The 25,740-nt window shown below is 39.8% G+C and carries 15 protein-coding genes and 1 CRISPR repeat array; of the genes, 4 read left to right on the top strand and 11 right to left on the bottom strand.

The annotated features are described in order from the left end of the window. The first annotated feature begins 205 nt into the window (after nt 1-205). Nucleotides 206-2,044, top strand: a complete 1,839-nt coding sequence (locus tag AC2D3N_RS03615; RefSeq protein WP_484692805.1) for an aspartate kinase — start codon at nt 206-208, stop codon at nt 2,042-2,044. Between the two features lie 85 nt (nt 2,045-2,129). Next, on the top strand, nt 2,130-2,978 hold the full coding sequence (locus AC2D3N_RS03620; protein WP_484692806.1) for a metal ABC transporter permease: 849 nt from the start codon (nt 2,130-2,132) through the stop codon (nt 2,976-2,978). A gap of 53 nt (nt 2,979-3,031) precedes the next feature. Here the strand turns inward: AC2D3N_RS03620 and thiS are convergent, their stop codons facing one another. Continuing rightward, nucleotides 3,032-3,244: a sulfur carrier protein ThiS gene (gene thiS / locus AC2D3N_RS03625; protein ID WP_079676627.1), complete on the bottom strand. Its 213-nt coding sequence runs from the start codon at nt 3,242-3,244 to the stop codon at nt 3,032-3,034. A gap of 13 nt (nt 3,245-3,257) precedes the next feature. Further along, nucleotides 3,258-4,328: a thiamine phosphate synthase gene (locus AC2D3N_RS03630; RefSeq protein WP_079676628.1), complete on the bottom strand. Its 1,071-nt coding sequence runs from the start codon at nt 4,326-4,328 to the stop codon at nt 3,258-3,260. A 297-nt stretch (nt 4,329-4,625) separates the two neighbouring features. Between AC2D3N_RS03630 and AC2D3N_RS03635 the strand changes: the two genes are divergently transcribed. Beyond that, nucleotides 4,626-6,488, top strand: coding sequence for a DUF1565 domain-containing protein (locus tag AC2D3N_RS03635; RefSeq protein ID WP_484692807.1), 1,863 nt, complete (start codon nt 4,626-4,628; stop codon nt 6,486-6,488). 257 nt (nt 6,489-6,745) lie between these two features. Next, nucleotides 6,746-15,217: a CRISPR direct-repeat array (repeat unit 37 nt; unit sequence GTTGAAATAACCTATAATCCCTATCAGGGATTGAAAC). 42 nt (nt 15,218-15,259) lie between these two features. Here the strand turns inward: AC2D3N_RS03635 and AC2D3N_RS03640 are convergent. The 5 genes from AC2D3N_RS03640 to AC2D3N_RS03660 form a co-directional block, all read right to left on the bottom strand. Next, a complete protein-coding gene (locus AC2D3N_RS03640; RefSeq protein ID WP_445260726.1) occupies nt 15,260-16,087 on the bottom strand; it encodes a carbohydrate ABC transporter permease in 828 nt (275 codons plus the stop codon). Nucleotides 16,088-16,092: 5 nt separating this feature from the next. Beyond that, nucleotides 16,093-16,671, bottom strand: a complete 579-nt coding sequence (locus AC2D3N_RS03645; protein WP_079676630.1) for a 5-formyltetrahydrofolate cyclo-ligase — start codon at nt 16,669-16,671, stop codon at nt 16,093-16,095. Between the two features lie 230 nt (nt 16,672-16,901). Beyond that, a complete protein-coding gene (locus AC2D3N_RS03650; RefSeq protein ID WP_484692808.1) occupies nt 16,902-19,697 on the bottom strand; it encodes a choice-of-anchor Q domain-containing protein in 2,796 nt (931 codons plus the stop codon). A gap of 114 nt (nt 19,698-19,811) precedes the next feature. Next, a complete protein-coding gene (locus tag AC2D3N_RS03655; protein ID WP_484693730.1) occupies nt 19,812-20,729 on the bottom strand; it encodes an alpha/beta fold hydrolase in 918 nt (305 codons plus the stop codon). A 114-nt stretch (nt 20,730-20,843) separates the two neighbouring features. Continuing rightward, nucleotides 20,844-21,059 (bottom strand): hypothetical protein, encoded by a 216-nt coding sequence (locus tag AC2D3N_RS03660; RefSeq protein WP_079676631.1) that lies wholly within the window; start codon nt 21,057-21,059, stop codon nt 20,844-20,846. A 249-nt stretch (nt 21,060-21,308) separates the two neighbouring features. Here AC2D3N_RS03660 and AC2D3N_RS03665 point away from each other — a divergent pair, with 249 nt between their 5' ends. Beyond that, the gene (locus tag AC2D3N_RS03665; protein WP_484692809.1) at nt 21,309-21,866 is read left to right on the top strand and encodes a Uma2 family endonuclease; all 558 of its coding nucleotides are present in this window, start codon (nt 21,309-21,311) and stop codon (nt 21,864-21,866) included. Between the two features lie 10 nt (nt 21,867-21,876). On the opposite strand, the gene AC2D3N_RS03670 is transcribed toward AC2D3N_RS03665, so the two are convergent. The 4 genes from AC2D3N_RS03670 to AC2D3N_RS03685 form a co-directional block, all read right to left on the bottom strand. Further along, nucleotides 21,877-23,862: an FHA domain-containing protein gene (locus AC2D3N_RS03670; protein ID WP_484692810.1), complete on the bottom strand. Its 1,986-nt coding sequence runs from the start codon at nt 23,860-23,862 to the stop codon at nt 21,877-21,879. A gap of 31 nt (nt 23,863-23,893) precedes the next feature. Continuing rightward, nucleotides 23,894-24,409, bottom strand: a complete 516-nt coding sequence (locus AC2D3N_RS03675) for an FHA domain-containing protein (RefSeq protein ID WP_484692811.1) — start codon at nt 24,407-24,409, stop codon at nt 23,894-23,896. A gap of 144 nt (nt 24,410-24,553) precedes the next feature. Next, on the bottom strand, nt 24,554-25,042 hold the full coding sequence (sufU, locus tag AC2D3N_RS03680) for a Fe-S cluster assembly sulfur transfer protein SufU (protein ID WP_484692812.1): 489 nt from the start codon (nt 25,040-25,042) through the stop codon (nt 24,554-24,556). Next, nucleotides 25,039-25,641 (bottom strand): nucleotidyltransferase family protein, encoded by a 603-nt coding sequence (locus tag AC2D3N_RS03685; RefSeq protein ID WP_484692813.1) that lies wholly within the window; start codon nt 25,639-25,641, stop codon nt 25,039-25,041. The genes sufU and AC2D3N_RS03685 overlap by 4 nt, the downstream gene beginning before the upstream one ends. Nucleotides 25,642-25,740 lie beyond the last annotated feature (99 nt).

A 25,740-nucleotide genomic window follows, 5' to 3' on the forward strand; every position in this document is an offset into this window, starting at 1 on the left:
AATGATCAGGGTTTTCTTTCTCTGTGCTATGATATTAGCATTCCCAATCCCAACTTCCATACCCTTTATGTCAACATTCCTTGAAATATTTTTCCAAACTTGAGGGTGATTTTCTCCTATTTTCCTGTAGAATACAATAGGTTGATTCAGCCTGATCTTAAATTAGTTTAATTGTCAAATCCCAATTGCTAACCCTGAAGTTAATATGCTAATTATTCAAAAATACGGTGGTAGTTCTGTTGGTTCCGTTGAACGCATTAAATCTGTTGCTCAACGGGTATTAAAAACAGCCCAAGATCATCAAGTGGTTGTCGTTCTTTCTGCTATGGGAAAAACCACTGATCAATTAGTTAGTTTAGCTCAACAAATTTCTCCGACTCCTAACCGTCGAGAGATGGATATGTTACTCTCAACCGGAGAACAAGTCAGCATTGCTTTATTAAGTATGGCATTGCAGGAATTAGGACAACCCGCGATTTCTTTAACTGGTGCGCAAGTAGGAATTGTCACCGAAGCCGAACACACTCGCGCCCGAATTTTAAATATTGAAACTGAACGCATAGAACGTCACTTAAATCAAGGGCAAGTGGTAATTATCGCCGGATTTCAAGGGGTTAGTAGTCAAGATGATTTAGAAATTACTACCCTAGGAAGGGGCGGTTCTGATACCTCGGCGGTGGCTTTAGCAGCGGCTTTAAAAGCGGATTTATGTGAAATTTATACTGACGTTCCAGGGATTTTAACCACCGATCCCCGCTTAGTTCCCAATGCCCAACTAATGACAGAAATCACCTGTGATGAGATGTTAGAACTCGCCAGTTTGGGAGCGAAAGTTTTGCATCCTCGTGCTGTAGAAATAGCCCGAAATTATGGCGTTTCCTTAGTGGTTCGTTCCAGTTGGACAGACGATCCTGGAACAAAAGTTATTCCTCCGAAATCCCAGCCTCGACCCTTAGAAGGCTTAGAATTAGCTCGTCCGGTCGATGGTGTTGAATTTGATACGGATCAAGCGGCGGTTTCTTTATTAAGAATACCAGATCACCCGGGCATTGCGGCTAAATTATTCGGCGGAATTGCTTTACAAAATTTAGATATTGATTTGATTATTCAATCTATTCACGAAGGCAATATTAATGATATTACCTTTACCGTAGAACGGAAATATTTTACCAAAGCGATCGCCATTTCCAATGCCTTATTACCCGCTTTAGGAAAACCCAATAGTTCCGATATTGGTAATGCGGAAGTGACGGTCGATGATCGTCCTATTGCTAAGGTTAGTATTGTGGGAGCGGGAATGATTGGTCGCCCTAAAGTTGCCTCTCAAATGTTTAATACCCTCGCCCAAGCCGGAATTAATATTCAGATGATTTCGACTTCAGAAGTTAAGGTGAGTTGCGTGATTGCCGCTGAAGATTGTGAACGGGCTGTTACAGCTTTATGTCAATCCTGTGAGGTGAATATTTCCCAAAAACAATCCGGTGATTCTGCACCAGAAAAACTCCTAATTGATCAATCTTTACCGCCCGTGCGTGGGGTGGCATTGGATGTTAAACAAGCCCGTTTAGCCATTCGTTATATTCCCGACCGTCCGGGGATGGCGGCAAAAATATTCTCTCTTTTAGCCGAACATAATATTAGCGTGGATATGATTATTCAATCCCAACGCTGTCATCAAATTAATGGGATTTTAACCCGAGATATCGCCTTTACCGTTGCCCAGGGAGACGCAGATGAATCTCAACAAATTTTAGAACGGGCGGTATCTGAATTAGGATGTGGTGAAATTATTGTAAATAAATCCATTGCCAAACTGAGTGTTGTTGGTTCGGGAATGTTACATCATCCCGGGGTAGCTGCTAAAATGTTTGAGGCTTTAGCTAACAGAAATATTAATATTTCTATGATTGCGACTTCTGAAATTAAAGTCAGTTGTTTAGTGGATGAAGACCAGGGCGTAGAAGCATTAAAAGCGGTTCATGAAATCTTTGAACTATCGGGCGATAAAACCTTTATTGTTCCAGAACGCGCCCCTGTTGCTTGATAGAATCTCCCAAAATTTTGTAGGGGTAATTCATGAATTACCCCTACAAATAGCCATAATATAACTTTATTTGAGTTTAAATCTAATGATTAATCTTTTGATTGAACCTTTGCAGTATAGTTTCATGCAGCGATCGCTAACCATAGCGATTTTAGTCGGAATTATTTGTGCCGTTGTCGGTAGCTATTTAATGGTGCAACGACTGGCATTATTAGGAGATGCCATTAGTCATTCGGTCTTACCCGGTTTAGCGATCGCATTTATCCTCAATGCTAATATCTTTGTCGGGGCTTTTATTGCCGGGATTCTAAGTACAATTTGCATGAATATCATCAGAACCTATTCTCGAATTAAAGAAGATGCCGCAATGGGAATTGTATTTTCTGCTTTTTTTGCATTAGGAATAACCCTAATTACTTTAGTTCAAAAAGACAATAAAATTGACTTAAATCATTTTCTATTTGGTAATATTCTCGGAGTAACAACAGAGGATGTTAGGGATACTTTTATCATTGCTATGATTATCCTAACTGTAGTCACCTTAATCTATAAAGAACTCCTGTTTTATACCTTTGATCCCCTGGGTGCTGAAGCCACAGGTTTACCCGTTAACCTGCTGAATTTAGGATTAATGGGATTAATTGCCTTAACCATTGTTGCCAGTTTAAAAGCCGTCGGTGTCATCCTGGTATTATCCCTATTAATTACCCCCGCAGCCACAGCCTATTTATTAGTAGAACGTCTGCATTTAGTTATGATATTAGGAGTAATAATTGGAGTAATTTCCAGTATTAGCGGAATGTACCTCAGTTACTTTTATAACCTCCCTTCTGGCCCAGCCATTGTATTAGTAACATTTGGATTATTTGTCTTGACATTTTTATTCAGTCCCACCCAAGGATTATTAAAAATAGAGCCAGGGAATAGGCAATAGGCAATAGGCAATAGGCAATAGGCAATAGGCAATAGGGAATAGGGAATAGTAAGTTATCCCCCACCCACAATAGTCACTATTTCTAAGATATCCCCGGGTTGGATTTCGGTAGTTTCCCAGAATTGGTGATGGAGAATTTCACCATTATATTCTATGGCAATTAAACGGGGATTTAAACCTTGTTGTTGTAAAAACTGGGGAAGTTTTAGCCCCGAAGAACAGGTTTTTAATTCCCCATTAACTTTAACCGTAATTGTTTCTTTCATGCTTAATTTTCGGTTAGTTAGGTAAAACTTTGTGGGATCGGAGGTTTCTAACCCGATGCAATTGGGATAGAAAATATTGGGTGACTAAAGTCGGTTGTTCGGCATTCATAATCGAACGCACAACGGCAACCCGTTCGCACCCTGTCGCCATCACATCATCAAAATTATTCATATCAATTCCACCAATGGCGAACCAAGGAAGTGTGGAATTTTTAACCGCATGACGAACATATTCTAAACCCGCAGCTGCCTTCCCTGCCTTGGTAGGAGTCTCATAAACCGGGCCGACGCCGATATAATCTGCACCCTCTTGAATGGCTCGTTTCATATCTTCAGGACTATGGGTAGAACGACCAATTAATCGTTGAGGGCCAAGGACTTGTCGGGCTAATTGAATCGGGATATCCTCTTGGCCTAAATGGACTCCATCGGCGTCAACGGCGACGGCAAGATCAACTCGATCATTCACTAAGAATAAAGCATCATAGCGATGACAGAGTTGACATAATTTCTGGGCAGTTTTTAATCGAATTTCATCATTAGAAGTTTTATCCCGATATTGAACTAAAGTTAGTCCTCCTTGTAGGGCTGCTTCGACAATGGCGAATAATTTTTCCCCGGGGGAAGTGACTAAATAGAGATAGGAATTTTGTAAAACCTTATGACGTTCATGGGCGAGTAAACGGCTTTCTAGGGTATAAACTTGATAGCGCATTTGTTTAAAGGTGCGCCCCATTTCGGGATCATATAATTTCCCGTATTCCTCAAGAACCCTTAAGGCTTCTTGTACCCGACAGAAATTGGCTTGTAACAGTTGTTCAATGCCTGACCGCTGTTCCTCTTGGGGATGGGTTAATTCTGTGCCAGGATCATCAACGGTGTTGCGATAGGAACGTAAGGTCATGGTATGCCAACGGGCGATTTCTTGGCGCAGATGTTTACATTCTTCCGCGAGTTCCCCGCTATTTAACCCAAACCGACACCACTCCTCGATGATTCTCAGGCCCTCCCGGGTGCGGTCTAGGTTAGCATCTAAAATCCGATAGAGAATCGGCTGTGCTAGGGGAGTATATTGTTGATCCATTCAATGTTCCTCTGTTGGTAATTTTGTGAGATTCGGGGTATAATTTCCCCAGTTTGATTTTAATGCTGGGTGCGTGTGAACAAAGTTCAAAATTCTTAACAGCCAAAATGTTAAGTTTAAGGTAAAATTGAGGCTGATTTGACGCAAATGACATTTTAAACTAATTTTAGTCCGTCAGACTCCTGTGAATTTCTCCCCCCGGTTGTAGTGCTTGGGCACATCCGCAATTTATGATAAAGATGCGCTTAAGCGCAACAACGGGTTAATCGATATCAGTTTTATCTCCCCCTCCCAACAATGACAAGGTTATCTGATATTTCTCAACTTCGTTCATCTTTTCCCCGAACTGCGATCGCATTGACTTCCCCATTTTCATTAATGGTACTGCGATCTTTTTCGCCATTTTTATTAATCAGTTTGGGATTAGGACTATTTAACCCCCTCTGCGGGTTAGCGATTCCCCCGAGAAATCAACAAACGGCTCCAGCGACTACTAATCGTTCTATTCCGGTGATTTATGTAAGTTCTACCCTGGGAAATGATGGGGGACAAGGGACGCAACAATCCCCGTTCAAAACAATTACAAAAGCCGTAAGTATGGCTCCCTCAAATACGGCAATTATTTTGGCGCCGGGAACCTATAGCAGCCAAACGGGGGAACAATTCCCGATTATTTTACATAATAATGTCACCCTTCAGGGGAATCCCAATACCAAGGGAAAAGATATCATCATCACTGGGGGCGGCTGGTACACCAGCAAAACTTCGGCTCAACAAAATATTACGATGTTGGGGGCAAATAGCTCCAGAATTAGTGGCGTAACAATTACTAATCCCAATCAGCGAGGTTATGGACTTTGGATCGAATCGAGTTCTTTAATTGTCTCTCAAAATACGTTTACGGGCAATAGCCATGATGGGATTTCTATTGTCGGAATTAGTGCGCCAATTATTCAAGACAATTCTTTTATTCAAAATGGGGCAAATGGGATCACGATTTATGGAAATTCTCGCCCAGAAATCAGAAATAATGAGTTTCAAAATACCGGATTTGGGATTAATATTGCTCAAAATGCAGCCCCTTTTGTGATTGGAAATCGGGTTTTTGATAATAAGGACGGGATTGTGATTCAAGCCAATGCCCGACCGATTTTAAGAAATAATCAAATTGAAAGAAATCAACGGGATGGAATTGTAGCGATCGCTGAATCCTTACCAGACTTAGGAAATACCCAAGAACCCGGGGGGAACGTAATTCGCAATAATGGCCGTTATGACCTCAATAACGGTACAAAGGGTCAAGAAATCCTGGCCTATGGGAATCAACTGGCGGCCAACAAAATTATTGGGCCAATCCAACTGTCCCCCTACCAAACAGCGATGGCGGGGACATCTCCCCTAGCCCGTCAACTCTCGAACCCCACCACCGCCCCAGGGTCTCGGACGGGGGTGGCCAATGATCCCACCACCATGACCCCAATTAATACGGCTTCTTCCCTTCCGGTCTATCTTCCAGAATCCAATACGGCTAACCCTAACGGAATTCCGGTTCCCGCCGCCCCAACTCGCCCCACCACTCCAGCAGCGGGGATTCCGATTCCAGTTCCGCCCCCGGAGTCTTCCCGTTTACCCCGCCTGCCAAATAGTCGTCCTCCCCAACCTGCCCCCAGACCCCAGACCGGAGGTGATAGGGTGCTGGGATTATTAGTGCCAGTGGTTTCTGATTTGATTTTGGGTCGTCCGGCTCCTGTTCCGGTTCCCCCCCGTACCCGACCCCGCCAAACCCCCCAAGCGATTACTCAACCGCCCCAATCTCAACCGACTTCTGTCGCGGCTATCGGGATTTTAGCGGTTCCCGGGCCGGATATTCCGATTGGGTCGGGGGGGGGTTTACTCCCAAATGAGGTGGCGAGTGGAAACCTGGGGGATATCCCTCTAAGTCCGACGGCCTTGGGATTACGGTATCGGGTGGTGGTGGAAAGTAACAGTGATGCAGACCTTCGCCGTGTGCGGTCGGTTGTCCCTGAAGCCTTTACAACGGTGGTACAGGGTCGCTCTGTGGTGCAAGCGGGGGCGTTTCGAGATCAATATCGGGCAAATTCACTCTTGCAACAGTTAACCCGCAGTGGGTTGCGAGCCAGAATTGAGATGATGAATTAGTGTTTTTGGCGACAACCTATAGCTGTTCAAAATGGGAGGGGAAATTTTGGCTCTGAAAGCTCTGTCTGTTATGGGTTTGAGGTGTCTTAAGGCAGAAAAGAGGTTGTCGGAGTTTCTGAATACCTTATGGGAAAAGGGTTTTGGCGTTTTTTTATTTTTGCCCGTTGACAAGTCGATGGCTGAAATGATACATTTAGATCAGGTTGTCAGAATCGTACCTCGAAAACCAAATATATCAAGGGTTTCAGAAGCCTGCGGTTGAAATAACCTATAATCCCTATCAGGGATTGAAACTCATACTTTTTTTAATAATAAAGCCACCAATGTAGCGTTGAAATAACCTATAATCCCTATCAGGGATTGAAACATCAACGACTCAGGAAATTTTGAGCGTCCGAAGTTGAAATAACCTATAATCCCTATCAGGGATTGAAACTGGGTTGCTGTAGCCTCACCAAATACTCTAAATTGATTGTTGAAATAACCTATAATCCCTATCAGGGATTGAAACATCGGTGCTGTACATCTTTTCGATCATTTTTAAGGGTTGGTTGAAATAACCTATAATCCCTATCAGGGATTGAAACGGGGATTGATTTTATTTTAGCAGGCGATCGCGATTGTTGAAATAACCTATAATCCCTATCAGGGATTGAAACTCGACCTGCAACAAAGGATGACCGAGTGGTTTTAGCAGTTGAAATAACCTATAATCCCTATCAGGGATTGAAACATAACAATTAAGATCGTAAAACATAATATTCTATTTGGTTGAAATAACCTATAATCCCTATCAGGGATTGAAACTCAGGGTCAATCATAACAATAAAATAACATCCTTCCGTTGAAATAACCTATAATCCCTATCAGGGATTGAAACTTTTTCCTGATGGAGTTAATCGGGCGCTCGCATGGTTGAAATAACCTATAATCCCTATCAGGGATTGAAACCGACCTCTTATCCTGTGAGATGGATGGTGGCACAACAGAGGTTGAAATAACCTATAATCCCTATCAGGGATTGAAACGGTTTATACCATCTATAAGGAATCGAACCCCCTAAAGTTGAAATAACCTATAATCCCTATCAGGGATTGAAACCTGATGACGGACGGCAAAACCTCCCTAGACATTGGTTGAAATAACCTATAATCCCTATCAGGGATTGAAACTTTCTTGTTCTAGTCTTTCAAGAGCTTCATTGGGTTGAAATAACCTATAATCCCTATCAGGGATTGAAACTTCCCTATTGGTATATTATCCCAGCTATATCCTGTAGTTGAAATAACCTATAATCCCTATCAGGGATTGAAACCACTATTTCGGTAGCCGTAGAATTGTTGACAACCGTTGAAATAACCTATAATCCCTATCAGGGATTGAAACGCCAGAGGAAACAAAATATCAGAACTCAAGAGTTTTTGTTGAAATAACCTATAATCCCTATCAGGGATTGAAACAAATTATTTCTATTTTGAGCGATCGCTTATTTTGTTGAAATAACCTATAATCCCTATCAGGGATTGAAACTTCGTCTATTGCACCGAAACGATACATACCATTTTCGTCAAGTTGAAATAACCTATAATCCCTATCAGGGATTGAAACATTTAGATCACCCGACCCCTGTATAGAATTTAATTATTGTTGAAATAACCTATAATCCCTATCAGGGATTGAAACGTGCAAAAGCAGGAAAAGTGAAAACAAAAAAACAGGTTGAAATAACCTATAATCCCTATCAGGGATTGAAACAGAATCCTGAGAAGCACTAGACTACATTCTGAAGGGTTGAAATAACCTATAATCCCTATCAGGGATTGAAACATCATCAAGAGAAGACGAAAAAAACGAAGCAGTAAGACTCAGTTGAAATAACCTATAATCCCTATCAGGGATTGAAACTTGCGACCTTTTGTGCCTCAATTAAGGCAGTTAAGACATTGTTGAAATAACCTATAATCCCTATCAGGGATTGAAACATCGCTTTTAAGTTGGAGGAAAAGATGGATACTGCGTTGGTTGAAATAACCTATAATCCCTATCAGGGATTGAAACGGAGATTGGAAGCCTTCTTGTTCAATGATTTCCACGTTGAAATAACCTATAATCCCTATCAGGGATTGAAACTTAATCGCGGGGTTGCCATCCATCTCCCAGACCAGTTGAAATAACCTATAATCCCTATCAGGGATTGAAACACAGAAATAGAGCCAGTGACGGATTCTATTTGCTTTGTTGAAATAACCTATAATCCCTATCAGGGATTGAAACGGGAACAACTCTTGGCAATATTTGAGCCGATTGGAGTTGAAATAACCTATAATCCCTATCAGGGATTGAAACCACCTCCAATATAAAGCCGAGTATCCTTGCCCCAAATAGTTGAAATAACCTATAATCCCTATCAGGGATTGAAACAAAGACACTGGAGCCGCCGTAGATAAAACTGCGGAGTTGAAATAACCTATAATCCCTATCAGGGATTGAAACTTCCTTGATCTAAGAACAATGTCACTTCGACTTTTGGTTGAAATAACCTATAATCCCTATCAGGGATTGAAACATATAAAAAGTGGGAAGAAAAAAAAATGTAGAGTTGAAATAACCTATAATCCCTATCAGGGATTGAAACATCAAGTCGGTGGGTTTATCTTGGGCTTTTAACGGTTGAAATAACCTATAATCCCTATCAGGGATTGAAACGCATAAATTTTTTTCTGCCAACTTATAAAGGCGTTGAAATAACCTATAATCCCTATCAGGGATTGAAACCAGATAATTTAGAATAATTTCGCCATTCACGATCGTTGAAATAACCTATAATCCCTATCAGGGATTGAAACATCGCAGAAACAGCAAAATATTGAATTACAAAAGGTTGGTTGAAATAACCTATAATCCCTATCAGGGATTGAAACGAAAAGCGATGATATAATAGGAACAGAATTGAAACGTTGAAATAACCTATAATCCCTATCAGGGATTGAAACTCATCATCTACCATAAACCCACTGAATCGGGTATGTTGAAATAACCTATAATCCCTATCAGGGATTGAAACAAAAAATTAATCGTTTCTGATGTTGTAAACAGTCGGTGCAGGTTGAAATAACCTATAATCCCTATCAGGGATTGAAACGAGCGAATCGAACGCTATGATTCAAGCAATATTGTTGAAATAACCTATAATCCCTATCAGGGATTGAAACCGGATTATCGAGATACCCCCAAAGGATTTTCTTATAGTTGAAATAACCTATAATCCCTATCAGGGATTGAAACCGGTTTTGAGGAGTTCCCTTTAGCTGATTTCGACTGTTGAAATAACCTATAATCCCTATCAGGGATTGAAACTCCCTGATGATGAAGACTTTAACAATACCGAATTTGAGGGTTGAAATAACCTATAATCCCTATCAGGGATTGAAACAATGATTGTCTGGGACAAAAGTGCCGGATCTGCCCTGAGTTGAAATAACCTATAATCCCTATCAGGGATTGAAACTTTCTCGACAGAATGAGTGCCATCAAACACTTCAGGTTGAAATAACCTATAATCCCTATCAGGGATTGAAACCTTTTTCCCTATTTCCTCTGATTGCTTGTCTTGTGTTGAAATAACCTATAATCCCTATCAGGGATTGAAACAGGGAATAAACCCCCCACGCTCCCGACTGCACTCCCGGTTGAAATAACCTATAATCCCTATCAGGGATTGAAACCCTTTCTCTTTTAATAAGTTTGCGGACATTTTTGTTGAAATAACCTATAATCCCTATCAGGGATTGAAACTCTTGGGCGTTAGCAGGAGACGGGTATAACTCCATAGTTGAAATAACCTATAATCCCTATCAGGGATTGAAACCAATCTTCTTGAATGTAATAACGCCCCGACCCCGGTTGAAATAACCTATAATCCCTATCAGGGATTGAAACATTAATTCAGCTTTAGAATCTGCCCAAACCAAATCGTTGAAATAACCTATAATCCCTATCAGGGATTGAAACAACCGAAATACACTAGGGATTTCAGAGAGTTCAGTTGAAATAACCTATAATCCCTATCAGGGATTGAAACGATTACAACCCAGTTGAAACTGGTTTGAATCCTATCGTTGAAATAACCTATAATCCCTATCAGGGATTGAAACAATTATCTGAACAAGCAGGATAATTACTATACGCGTTGAAATAACCTATAATCCCTATCAGGGATTGAAACGATGATGAGTTCACCTATACCTATCAATTAAAGAATTTACTCAGGTTGAAATAACCTATAATCCCTATCAGGGATTGAAACCTAGTTACCCTATCGGAACCCGAATAAGTTAGTCTCGTGTTGAAATAACCTATAATCCCTATCAGGGATTGAAACGCTACAAGGGCGAAATTCTGACAACACCAGCCCCGGTTGAAATAACCTATAATCCCTATCAGGGATTGAAACGTAAGGCATTAGCAATCGACACCCGGCGCTCTATCCCGTGTTGAAATAACCTATAATCCCTATCAGGGATTGAAACGCAATTCCCTCGTACACAAACCCAGAAGTGTAGGCGGTTGAAATAACCTATAATCCCTATCAGGGATTGAAACTCAACAGGGACGCTATCAGCTACCGACTTCTTGTTGAAATAACCTATAATCCCTATCAGGGATTGAAACGCCGTTTAGTCTCCACTATAATCCGATCAAACTCAAGTTGAAATAACCTATAATCCCTATCAGGGATTGAAACCTCTAATCACCCCCCAATCCGGTACTTTTACCGTGGTTGAAATAACCTATAATCCCTATCAGGGATTGAAACAGGTCATTATCATCTCGATATTTGATGGGAGCTACCGTTGAAATAACCTATAATCCCTATCAGGGATTGAAACCCGGAAGTTTCCCGTTAATAGCTGTTGCCGTGGCGTTGAAATAACCTATAATCCCTATCAGGGATTGAAACGATTTTTTTTGCGTAACGGGTGTGGGAACAATGACGTTGAAATAACCTATAATCCCTATCAGGGATTGAAACTGCTGATATCTGTCTCAGTAATTTTAGGTTTTGTCGTTGAAATAACCTATAATCCCTATCAGGGATTGAAACTTTTTCCCATTCCCACTTAATTTTCATTTCAGAAGTTGAAATAACCTATAATCCCTATCAGGGATTGAAACGATATATCTTTTGAGCCATAGCTGGAAGATTGCGGTTGAAATAACCTATAATCCCTATCAGGGATTGAAACTGGATCAGAGAATGTTTCTGGCTAATGCGATGATCGTTGAAATAACCTATAATCCCTATCAGGGATTGAAACTTGACAGTATCACAGATGAAGGATTTTCCAGTCCTTGTGTTGAAATAACCTATAATCCCTATCAGGGATTGAAACCAGAACAAATCACCGCTACTGAACAAAGTCTTAATCGTTGAAATAACCTATAATCCCTATCAGGGATTGAAACACATGGTAAGATCCTCTCAAGTGATTTATTCACTGGTTGAAATAACCTATAATCCCTATCAGGGATTGAAACGGTTATTTCAGGGGGATAAGCTCATCGCTCCTAAGGTTGAAATAACCTATAATCCCTATCAGGGATTGAAACTCATTATTTTCCTGGGGTTTGTTTAGCATACCTTGTTGAAATAACCTATAATCCCTATCAGGGATTGAAACGAAACCTTGTCGAATCTTCTGGGTATAGGCTTGAGGTTGAAATAACCTATAATCCCTATCAGGGATTGAAACAGTTTAATTTCATTACCACTTCTCCCCCTGATCAATGTTGAAATAACCTATAATCCCTATCAGGGATTGAAACATGGCTCCCTATACCTCCGGTGATACAACCGTAATTGTTGAAATAACCTATAATCCCTATCAGGGATTGAAACAACATGGAAGTAGGAGGAATTAAGATAACGGTTAATGTTGAAATAACCTATAATCCCTATCAGGGATTGAAACTCTCTTGTTATTGAATACGCCACAGGATATTGGATGTTGAAATAACCTATAATCCCTATCAGGGATTGAAACAAAAATAATCGTTTCAGAAAATATCTGCAAAGATGTTGAAATAACCTATAATCCCTATCAGGGATTGAAACTAGGCCAGAGGAATATTTGAGGCGATCCAAAGCATCGCAGTTGAAATAACCTATAATCCCTATCAGGGATTGAAACAGGATCGTTTGATGAACTCAAAACGACCATCCCAGGTTGAAATAACCTATAATCCCTATCAGGGATTGAAACGCCTCGATGATTCCGGTCTCCCCTCCGCTTCATCCGTGTTGAAATAACCTATAATCCCTATCAGGGATTGAAACAGCACAAGCCACAAAGCGTTGGCGGGAAAATCACCCGTTGAAATAACCTATAATCCCTATCAGGGATTGAAACATTTTCTCTAGCCAATTCAAGATAGCCAAACCGGTTGAAATAACCTATAATCCCTATCAGGGATTGAAACATTTATACACTCCTTGAGCCAGATGACGATTTGAGTTGAAATAACCTATAATCCCTATCAGGGATTGAAACCTAAATACTTTTCCTTGAGTTGGGGAGTCTCAAAAGTTGAAATAACCTATAATCCCTATCAGGGATTGAAACACGTTGATCGTCATTGCTCCTGGCCCTGTTCCGCGTTGAAATAACCTATAATCCCTATCAGGGATTGAAACAAGCCAAAGTCGATAAAAATTAATCTAAATAGATGTTGAAATAACCTATAATCCCTATCAGGGATTGAAACAACGAAATTAAGAAAAAAGCTCAAAAATTGCAAGCCGAGTTGAAATAACCTATAATCCCTATCAGGGATTGAAACGCGATAGAAGAAGTAAGCTATGTGTAATTTCCTTTGTTGAAATAACCTATAATCCCTATCAGGGATTGAAACAATGGTTTTACCTGACCATTTCTTTTCGGTATCTCGTTGAAATAACCTATAATCCCTATCAGGGATTGAAACACGGGCGCAGACAAGAAAGAAGTGAAATATCAGGATGTTGAAATAACCTATAATCCCTATCAGGGATTGAAACATTGATTTTCTTAATTTTGGACAAAATTATCAAGGTTGAAATAACCTATAATCCCTATCAGGGATTGAAACTCGGTGGAATCCAATTAACGCTAAAGTTGACTGCACCTTGTTGAAATAACCTATAATCCCTATCAGGGATTGAAACGGGTATGCCCGCCCCAACCATTGCAGAAATTACGGGTTGAAATAACCTATAATCCCTATCAGGGATTGAAACTACACCCAGCCTGACCGAATTGGTATTATTGGGAGGTTGAAATAACCTATAATCCCTATCAGGGATTGAAACCTGTTCTGAAATTATCAGGGTTGAACATAGCGCAGTTGAAATAACCTATAATCCCTATCAGGGATTGAAACCCCTTGACCTTCTTTTACTGTAAGACAGCCGCATCAGCCGTTGAAATAACCTATAATCCCTATCAGGGATTGAAACAGAATCAAACGGAGAATTACGCCGACGCGGTGCTGTGTTGAAATAACCTATAATCCCTATCAGGGATTGAAACTACTTCCTTCTTTACTACGATTGATGAAGGGGAGCGTTGAAATAACCTATAATCCCTATCAGGGATTGAAACTCTGTGAATAATTTGATGCGCCTGTACTTTGATACGTTGAAATAACCTATAATCCCTATCAGGGATTGAAACAAGGAAAAAATTCAGGCAGCATACATTGGATGTAAGTTGAAATAACCTATAATCCCTATCAGGGATTGAAACCAAAAATATAAGGTTTGGATTAACTGGTCTGGGAGTTGAAATAACCTATAATCCCTATCAGGGATTGAAACCAACCAAAAACGGCAAAATCAGATCTTTTCGTCTGGTTGAAATAACCTATAATCCCTATCAGGGATTGAAACTTACTACTCGGGGGCTTGGCGGAACCGGACGGCGGTTGAAATAACCTATAATCCCTATCAGGGATTGAAACCAAATGAATCAATTGAATCATGAATCTCATTCGTTGAAATAACCTATAATCCCTATCAGGGATTGAAACATTCTTTAGATGATTTCTATATAGTTAATCCTTTGTTGAAATAACCTATAATCCCTATCAGGGATTGAAACTTCCATCCCCACTCCAAGGATTTAACCCAGAACTGGTTGAAATAACCTATAATCCCTATCAGGGATTGAAACAAGGAAATATTAAGGGAACCAAAGGAGAAACAAAGGTTGAAATAACCTATAATCCCTATCAGGGATTGAAACCCCCTACTCTGACTGGAATCAGAGATAGGGGTAACACCCACAGTTGAAATAACCTATAATCCCTATCAGGGATTGAAACGAATTGTGGAGTATTAAAATAGACCTTAAATACGGTTGAAATAACCTATAATCCCTATCAGGGATTGAAACAAGGAAATATTAAGGGAACCAAAGGAGAAACAAAGGTTGAAATAACCTATAATCCCTATCAGGGATTGAAACCCCCTACTCTGACTGGAATCAGAGATAGGGGTAACACCCACAGTTGAAATAACCTATAATCCCTATCAGGGATTGAAACACTCAACTTTTCATATAAATAATCATAAAGCCCTAAAGTTGAAATAACCTATAATCCCTATCAGGGATTGAAACCAGAAGCTAATAACCCAGACGAGATTAGTAAGTTAGTTGAAATAACCTATAATCCCTATCAGGGATTGAAACGAATCTAGTAATTCGTAATTCGTAATTCGTAATTCAACTAATTCACCCTTTTACCCCTGACCCGGCATCTGTCGGTACAATATAGCGTTGTAATATTAAGAATAATAGTAAAACAGGGGCAATAGAAATCACAGAGCCCGCCGCAATTAATCGCCAGTCGAGGGAGAATGTTCCGGCTAGGGTTGCTACTCCTAAAGGCATGGTATAGAAGTCCGGCTGGTCTAAAACTAATAGCGGCCAGAGAAAGTCACTCCACGACCCAATAAACACAAATATTGCTAGGGTAATTAACGCGGGTTTAGCCGCAGGTATCATCACATTCCACCAGATTCCTAATTCTGAACAGCCATCAATTCTGGCGGCTTCTTCTAATTCTTTCGGGACACTTTGAAAGGCTTGTCTTAACAGAAATATGCCAAATGCGGAGGCAATACTGGGAAAAATAATTCCCAAATAACTATTTCTTAATTCTAATTGTACAGTTAACACATATAACGGAATCATCACAATTTGAAAAGGAATCATGATGGTGGCAATAATGGCTGTAAAAATGCCATCTCTACCTTTAAAGTTTAATCGCGCTAGGGGATAGGCGGCTAAGGAACAAAACAATAAATTTAAACTGACTGTTAATAGGGCGACAAAAGAACTATTAAATAAATAACGTCCAAAAGGATTGGTTTGCCAGACTTTAATAAAATTCTGAAATGTCGGTTGACGGGGAATAAATTGGGGTGGAAATTGAAAGATATTTTCACTGGGAGATTTAAAGGCGGTACTCACTAACCAAATCAGAGGAAATAGCATTAATACAGCAATTATTCCGAGAATAATATAAATAATTACTGTTTTTATGGTTTTATTGTTCAATTTAATTAAGCGGGTAAACAATAGGAAACATTAATAAATTGAGAGTCTGTACAAACCGCGTTTAAAGGTTTATCCCAAGCATCAATTGGTAATTGAGGAAGATAAGCAAAATCAAAAATAATTCCCACTGTTGGAATTAAATTCCATTCGGGTAAACTCAACATTCGGTCATAAAATCCACCTCCATATCCTAACCGATATCCTTGGGCATCACAAGCAACGGATGGAACTAAGATTAAGTCAACTTCACTGGACTGTAGTTGCATCAAGTTTGCATCGGGTTCAATAATACCATAACTATTGATATTATAGGTTTCCCCAGGTTGCCAATAATGCCAGGTTAAAGATTGTTCAACACAACGGGGAAATCCCCATTTTTTATCGGTGTTACTTAATAATAAACTTAAATCGGGTTCTTGGCGAAAACTGAAATAGGATAAAATCGTTTTTGCTTGTTGAAAAAGTGGGTTATGTTGTAGGTTTTGACAAAGAAGATCGCTTTTTGATTTCCAATCTATGTGGGATAAAGAACGACGCTGTTTAATGAGTAAACGTCTTAATTCTATTTTGGTTGAATTTGGCATTATTTTTTTATTTAATAAATCTAAATTTTACTATATTTTCCAGTATTAACAGGAATACACGCAAAACAACCATATCTAGTAGGGGCGAACGGCCGTTCGCCCCTACAGATGGTGTATAATTGGGTATTCTGCGTAAGTCCTGATTAATTTATCACCTAAGTTTATCGTTATCTCTGCTCTCTCCCAAGAATTTTTGAGCTAAAGCAGAGACAAAAAATCTAGCCGTTAGATTAAGTCGTAAACCGACTAATATTAAGGTTAGAAGGGTCAACTCCGATTAAGGTTGCTAATACTTCTCCATTACTTTCTAACTGAACTAAAGTGGCGTTATTCGTGGGTACAAAGATTAATTGTTCAAAGTTTAATCCCCCTAACAAATTTATCTTATCTTCTTGAATATTAAAATCAAGAATTGTATCGTTTCCGGCGTTGATGGCGATCGCAAATTGATCATTTCCACTGCCGCCAATTAAGGTATCTTCTCCTAAATCTCCACTCAGAAAATCATTCCCAACTCCGCCTTTAATCAAATCATTTTCTTGACCCCCATACAAAGTATCATTCCCTTCACATCCTTCTAAAATATCGGCTCCTAAATTACCAAATAACAAGTCATCATCCTGATTACCGCACAAGAAGTCATCATTTTTACCCCCATAAATTGTATCATTTCCTTCATTTCCTTGAAGTTGATCATCACCCGTATTTCCAAATAAAATATCGTTGCCTAATCCTCCACTTAAAGAGTCATTATCATCTTCACCAAATAATGTATCATCTCCCTCATCTCCAAAGATTAAATCATTACCAGTATTGCCAAATAAAATATCATTTTCAGTTCCACCACTTAAATAATCATCACCGTTACCGCCAAAAATCTGATCTTCTCCTTCCATTCCAAAGATAAAGTCTGATTCTTTGTTTCCATAAAGTAAGTCTGAACTAGTACCGCCATTGATAAAATCTGTGCCTTGACCGCCAAAAATCGTATCATTACCGATATCTCCTGCTAAATTATCATTCTCTTTCATCCCCAATAAAATATCATCTCCATCCCCACCATTAATAGCTTCACTAATATCAGTTCCCATCAAACTATCATTATTTTCAGTACCATTTAAGGTGTTCTGAATGATATTTTGTTGACGACTTGTTTCTATGTCTAAAGCAGCAAAAGGTTGACAGGAACAGTCATCTTGATTGGGTTCAGGTGTTGGACTTGGGGTTAATACTGGAGTTGGACTCGGTGTCGGACTCGGTGTTGAACCGGGTGTCGGTGCGGGTGTCGGTGCGGGAGTTGGTGCGGGAGTTGGTGTTGGAGTTGGTGCGGGTGTTGGTGCGGGTGTTGGTGCGGGTGTTGGTGCGGGTGTTGGTGCGGGTGTTGGTTCGGGAGTCGGTGCGGGTGTCGGTGCGGGAGTTGGTGCGGGAGTTGGTGTGGGAGTCGGTGCGGGAGTCGGAATTGGGGTAACTGAAAACTCATAAGCACCACTATCAATAATTGAGGTTCCATTTTGATCCCCATCAACAACACGAGGTTGATTATTTTGATCGGTTGTTAATGAATTATTGACCCCTGTATCAATCACAGGACTACCGATTAATAAAGGATAAAAATAAGTTCCATTGACATTTTCAAGGGTTCCCAATTGAGGATCAATTTTCTGAATATTGGTAGTAGCATTATAATCATTTCCGGTTTGATTGGGATTTCCTGGCCATTGAATATTCCCACCCAAATCCGTGAAACTTCGGTTAGTCTGCTGCTGAATATTCCAAGAGTTTCCCCCATTATTGGCGGTATTATTATTAAAAATTGTGTTTTGAACTGTAACTTCCGCCCCTGATGATGCAGAAATTGCACCTCCGACCCATCCCGCGTAATTATCAGCAATGGTTGTATTAATAATATTAGTCGGGCCATAAACAGCCATCGCCCCACCATTCCCTTGAGTTGTGGTGGCTTCGGCTCGATTTCCTGAGAAGGTACTATTAGTAATGGTTGTGGGAGCATCCATCATCCAAATACCACCACCTTGACTCGCTGCGGTATTATTAATAAAAGCAGTATTGCTAATATTAAATCCCCGATTTAATCCATTACTGATTTGAACAACAGCACCCCCATTCCCATTATTTCCTCCATTCGGGAGTGGTAAAATTTGATTGTCTTTAAAAACATTAGATTCAAAAATAACGTTATCTTGGGTTCCAGTAAATAAATAAGCTGCTCCTCCTTCTCCTCGACCGATATTTCCTTCAAAGTTACTATTAACAATACTAATGGTTCCTGATGGTTCATTACTGCTACTGGCGCGATCAGCATAAATAGCCCCACCAAATCCCCGTAAAAAGGGGTTGGGTTTTCCATTATCATAGAAAGCCGCCGTGGTTTTATTGTTTAAAAAACTAGAGTTTTCAATGGTTAGTTTGCCATTTAAACTGTTAATTGCTGCGCCATTAATCCCTTCATTATCAATAAATTGACTATTGGTAACGGTAATATTCTTTGGCCCCCAAAAAGCGATGGCTCCGGCTCCCCGTTCGTCATTAGCTGCGATCGCTTTATTGCGATTAAATTGACTGTTATTAACGGTTAAATTCCCTTCAAAAGCACTAAAAATAGCTCCGCCACCACCATCAGCGACATTATCATTAAATTTAATATTATCAATCGCTAAAATTCCTTGATGGGTGGTCGCAACTCCCGCGCCTCGTTCGGGGGTATAGCCATTATTCAGGGTCAGATTTTTGAGGTTTAAAGTGGTGGGGGTAACGGAGGTTGAATTGAGATAAAAAATTCTAAATTGATTATTTCCACTGATGATCAGGTTAGAATTATCCATTCCATCCAGGGTTAAATTTTTACCCACAGGAATGTCTAATTGTCCGGTGGTCAGGGTGATGGTATTTCCGCCGATTAGAGCGGGACTAAATTTAATCGTATCACCGGAATTGGCTTGCGCGATCGCTTCTCTTAATGATCCTAACCCAGAATCTTGATTATTCAGTACCAGTAGTTCAGCCATGTTTATATCCCTCTGTTCAACAGAAATTAATCTTTTAAGTTCTGTTCACTTCTTCTATCTGCTTTGAAAGCATCAGGGAATATGAGTTATTTCTCATTCAAACTTTATTATTTATTACTTAAGTATAGACTCTCTTTTTGATGATTCATTTGTAACAAAGTCTAAAATAGATTGCGCTGTGGTTTCGGGTTGTTCTAAATGGGGAACATGACCGGAGTTTTTCACCCAAATTAGTTGGGAATGGGGAATAGCGTTTTTAAATTTAGACGCATCTTTGGTTCCTAATATTTTATCATGATCGCCCCATAAAATCAAGGTCGGTTGTTGAATTTTTTGCAATTGATTACCAAACTTTCCATAGCCTCCGGTTTTACTAAAGCGAATTAATGCTTGATTCCAACCCATCGCTTCTAAATGCAAGGCGGCACAAATTTGAGCATCAACAGACGCAAAAGTTTTATCAAAATAAGCACTTTCACTAATCGCTTGACGGACTTTAGGATTCCTTAAAAATTCCGTAGCTAAATAATCAAAAGGCGGTAATAAAAACTTACCCATAACTGGCCCTGGTTTCATGCCCGCACTGTCTAATAATACCAAAGATTTCACCGCTTCAGGATACAATAGGGTAAAATCCAGGGCAACTGCACCCCCCATTGAAGCTCCAACCAAAATCACAGGTTGATTAATTAAAGTTTGCCAGAATGAATATAAATGAGTCGCTATTTCCGAGCGATTTAACTTAAATTCTGTTCCCCTTTCTGTAAATCCAAACCCTAAAATATCCACGGCAAAAGTTTCATTTTCTGAAGCTAATAATGGTAATAATCGCCGATATTCAAAGACAGAACTATCAAATCCATGAATTAATAAAATTGGGGTTCTCCCCTGCCCTTGACGAATATAAGTGGTTTGAATCGGTTGCTTTCGTAAGGGGGTAGAAATAGGTTCACATTTGAGATTTTTAGCCAAGGCGATCGAAGTGGCTTCGGTTAATTTGTGTACAGATTCGGGGAGAAAACTCGGAAACATATTTTCAGTCATCAGTCATCAGTCATCAGTTTATCGCAAGATTACCCATTCGTAATTCGTAATTCCCCATTGTGAGTTTGTCGAGTTCACAAAATATGGGTTGTGGTGTTGAATTTAGGCGATCGCAGAGACTTCATTCACAACGGCAATTTTTCCGCGCAACAGTGACCGTAACACCCGGTCAATACACATCCGTTCTTCTTCGGGTAAGGAGTCGTCCAAAATCGCGGCCATTAATCCGTAGCGGTCGGCTTGGGTTAAACAGTGGTTATCAGCGATGGAAGCAACCATTTCAGTAATCGCACCGGGCAGAAGATTAACGTAGGGCATCATGGCTAGACCTTGAACTCGACACTTTTATCATCTCGTATTCCCCTGGTTTGGGGGGTGATTGATTTAGGTCTGGTTAAGTGATGTTTCCGTAGAAATTATGTGACCAATATCACCACAAGCGATTAAGCACCTAATACAATGATTACTCAAGCACCGAATGAACACAACAATGGAATGTTTAAAAAATGCTGTTATAATCCATTCAATACCCGAACTTAAGCCAACACCCATTTGAGCAATCAACTGATGGTAACACTCACAACTCAACTCACCCTAGACGAATTTCTTAGCCTTCCTGAAACCGACTTAAACTATGAATTGATTAATGGAGAAGCAATTTCTAAAATGGCTCCTAAACGTTTTCATTCCCGACTGACTGTTACTCTGTGTACCCTGTTAACTCAATGGTGTCAAAATCGAGGAGAAATTGGCATAGAATGGGCTGTTATTCTGAAAAAAAATAATCGAGATTGGGTTCCTATCCCTGACTTACTTTATATTTCCTATAGTCGTCTTCCCTTAGAAAGATTTATTGATGAAGCTTGCCCCATTCCCCCGGAATTAGTGATCGAAATTATCTCGCCGGATCAAACCTTTGGCCAAATGAGTGAAAAAGCGATTGATTATCTCAATGCGGGGGTATTGAGGGTTTGGGTTGTTGACCCTAAAGCTAAAACTATTACTATTTTTTATCCCGATGCACCCCCTCAAACAAAACGAGATGAGGCAATTTTAACCGATAACCTATTAGAAGGATTGCAACTCACACCTCTGCAAGTTTTTCAACAAGCTGGGATTGTTTGAAATTATTAATTTAGTTTGGAGGTTGATTATTCACCCATTTGAACCATTGTAAAAGCGATCGCCATCCCTTTAATTTTCCCAAACCGGGCGCAGAAATAGAAGCCAAACTTTCCAGGGAAATTAACGCCGCATATTGCAACCCCAAAAAGCTATCAACGGCCGCATAGGGGCCACCCAGGGTAATTGCACCCGTGGCATACATCCGACCCCCTAAAGCATCATTTATTACCGTAGAACTCCGCATTTCCACCAGTTCAAAATCATTCGCCACACTCAACCGTCCCAAGGCATTCAAGGGCAAATTGTAATGAACTACCAAATCTTTTAATAAAGGATTGGTATTGACTTTTGCCTCTAACCCAGTCGCATCAATAATAAAATCCGCTTCTAACTGAAGATGGGCATTTAACCCATGTTCTCGAATGGTAGTTAAGGTGCGACCTGTAGGGCTGGGTTCCACCTGTTCAACGGTTCCAAAAGTAATCCGATACCACCCTTGGCGCAGTCCTTGATTAATGATATTTCGCCAGTCTTTTCGATTAGCTGTGGTAGTTCCTCCCCACTGTTCCAGGAGTTGTAATCGTTCTTGAGGATTAGCAGTTTCTAATTGTCGGCGTAAATCACCGCCCCAACAGGCTTTAGGCCAGTTAAAGGGTTGAAATTCAAAATGATTTTCAATGGTTCTTTTTGCTTGTTGAAATTGATTTCCTTGGGCTTTGGGCGATCGCATTAAATGTAAAATTTGGATCTGAGAATTTTTCGCCCTCGCTTCATAAAGACGCTGTAAAATGCGAGAAGCCACAATTCCCCGACCCCTGATAATTACTGTTCCCCCCGATTGTTCTAAATGATCATAAATATGTTGATGATCTTCATAGGCATTGACAACGGATTTAAAATCTTGGGTTTGTTCTCGATAAGTCTGTAAATCGGGGAGAAATTGAATCGCCGGATAACCCGTCGCTAAATGAACATATCGGGCAATGATAAACCCATAATCTCGACGATTTTCTGTGGAACGGGAATAGGCAATTGCATAACGTCCATCGGTGGTTTTTCTAATATTTTTTACCCGGCCATAGTGATAGATATTTGACCAGGCAATGCGATTAGCTTCTCGATCAATCGCATCAAAAACATAACCGGAACGGGGAGTATAGGTTTCGGCAAACGTCGGTTCAGAAAACACTTGCCAGAGTAAATTTAAAGCGGTGGAAAATTTGCCTTTACGCCATTCTGTATAGGATTCTCGGAGGGCATAACTCGGCCATCCCCAAAGATTATCGGGACAGGAATCGGAGTTAGACCGCAACCGTTCATGGGGAGGAATTTGGGAATTTAAACACAATCTCTGATAACGATTATAGGGTTTATCTTCCATTCCCAAGGCGATAATTTGATGGGATTTAACACCCGAAATTCTCAGGGAATCAACCCAAATAAAACTCCCTAATCCTGCCCCAATTGTTAGATAATCGATTGGCTCAATGGGTAATCCTGTGGCTTGTAATTGGGTTAAAGAAACTTGAGCGATATCCAGAAAGGATGGGGGTGGGAAACTCTCTTGATTTGATGAGGATATTGTCGAAGTAGAAATATTAGGAACAGGTAAATTTGTGTGAGAATTAAAGGAAATTTGTGATAATTTTTGATTGGGAATGGTAAAAGTATTAGTAATAAAAGAAATTGTAATATTATATTGACCAATTTGTAAAGTATCTCCCTCCTGAATGCAACAACGAGTTTGCACAATTCCATTCACTAAAATTCCATTGCGACTTCCGGTATCGGTGACCACCAAGTTTCCTTGTTCCCGGGTAATTAACCCATGAAAACGGGAGACTCTTTCTCCTGTTAAAACAATCCGAGAAACCTTTTCTCCATTCACCGTAGAAGGCATTCGTTCAAAAACCCTTCCTAATGCAATGGGTAGGGTTAGAACCGGGGTTCGCCATTCTCCTGTTTCTAAATTTTGCCAACTTAGTCGAATTTGCATCCGTTTTTTAGTCTTGATTTTTGAGGTTTATCTATTGGGTGGATAAAACCACACTAACTGCTGCTGCTAAGGACGTCCCACACCAAGGACAACCTACATTTAATTGTTCATAAGAGGAAACATGATCGCATTGAGGACACTGTAAACCATATTGTACAGGATTGAGATGAACAGGAGCTTTTGATGTTAGTTCATCGGGGGAAAATAATAGCGTTGGTGCAATTGAAAAATGTTCAAAATTAATAGAAATTACTTCTATTTGCTGCTGTCCTAATTGTATATTATTCCCGGAATTTAAAATAACCTCACCCGTTATTAACTTTTGATTATTGATCATCGGTGGGTTAGTTTCTCGTAAATTTTTCAGATAGAAGTTATGATTAGCTGGATGAAAAAAAATTTCAATATGTAATCCCGATACCGTTGGATGGGATAATACAATATCGCAGCGTGTGGGATCTCGTCCAACCCGATAGGTTTTTTGATCATTCAGGGTTTGGGTGCGGGACTGACCTGCTTCTGTCCACTTTAGCGTCAGTTCGTTCATGAGTATTAATATTCAAACACTGAAGGTTTTTATTTCAGTTGACCAAATGCTATTTTAGGTTATCCTTAACTTTCAATTCTATCCTAATTTTCCGATAAAATTGCCTTTGTGGAGCAAAAATGATCACTTTTAGATCTTAATGGTTTAGGATGAAAGATGCGATCGCCCTTCACACTCTATCAAAATAGGGTTGTGAAGATATGATTTTAAGGCTGTTTCCAGGGTAGACCAACTTAAAGCTGCACATTTCATCCGTATAGGAAACTGAACAATAGTTGTAAAAACATTGAGTTTTTCAAAAGGTTGATTAAATTGATAATTTCCTTGAATTAAATTCAAAAAATCTTGAATAATTAACAAAGATTCTGTTATTGTTTTTCCCCTTAATACTTCTGCCATTAAATCAGCAGATGCCATGGAAACGGCACAACCTCGCCCTTCAAATTTAATATCTTTAATAAGATCACCTGTAGAGTCTAATTCAATCGTTAATTGCACAATATCTCCGCAGTAAGGGTTATTTTGTTCCTGGGATAAATGAATCGGGTTTGTTTTCCCTCGATGGCGAGGTTTTTGGGCGTGTTCTAAAATAACTTGCTGAGAAATATGGCGTTGGGAAGGAGGAAAATTCATAGTCTAATCTGTAATAACTGTTCATAGTCCTGGGGGGTATCAATATCCAGAATCCCTAACGGAAAAGGCACAATACATCGATGATTAGGATAACTTTTAATTAAAGATTTTGCGCCTTGGGTTGTATCCAAATTAATTAATTCTCCAAATAAATTTTGAGAAAATAAAGCCGGAACTCCCAATATATTATTATACTCAGATACAACCATAGAATTTTGAGTCTGTTCATAGGTTTCTACCAGTTTATCAATAATTTCAGCAGAAATAAAGGGTTGATCACAAAGGGTAATTACCACCCCTAGACTATCGGGTTGAATTGCTTTTAATTGTTCAATTCCTGTTTGAATAGAACGACCCATCCCCTGTTTCCAATTAAGATTTTTAACAATAATGATGGGAAAGGAATTAATTTCTAACTCTATCTGTTCAGCTTGCGATCCTAAAACCACAATAATCGGATGACACCGGGAATTTAACGCCTGTTCAACGGTATGGGTTAAAAGCGTTTTTCCTCTAAATAATAATAGCTGTTTGGGTTGACCTAAGCGAGTTGACCCCCCGGCGGCTAAAATAATTAAACCCATTTTTGATCCCGTCATATAGCGCTACCAATTAAGGTTAAGACAATAATAAACCTTGTAACCTAGTTATATAGCAAGAGGCAATAGGGAATGGGCAATGGGCAATAGGTAAATACT

Source organism: Planktothrix sp. PLAVEN19ND, from assembly GCF_057220675.1.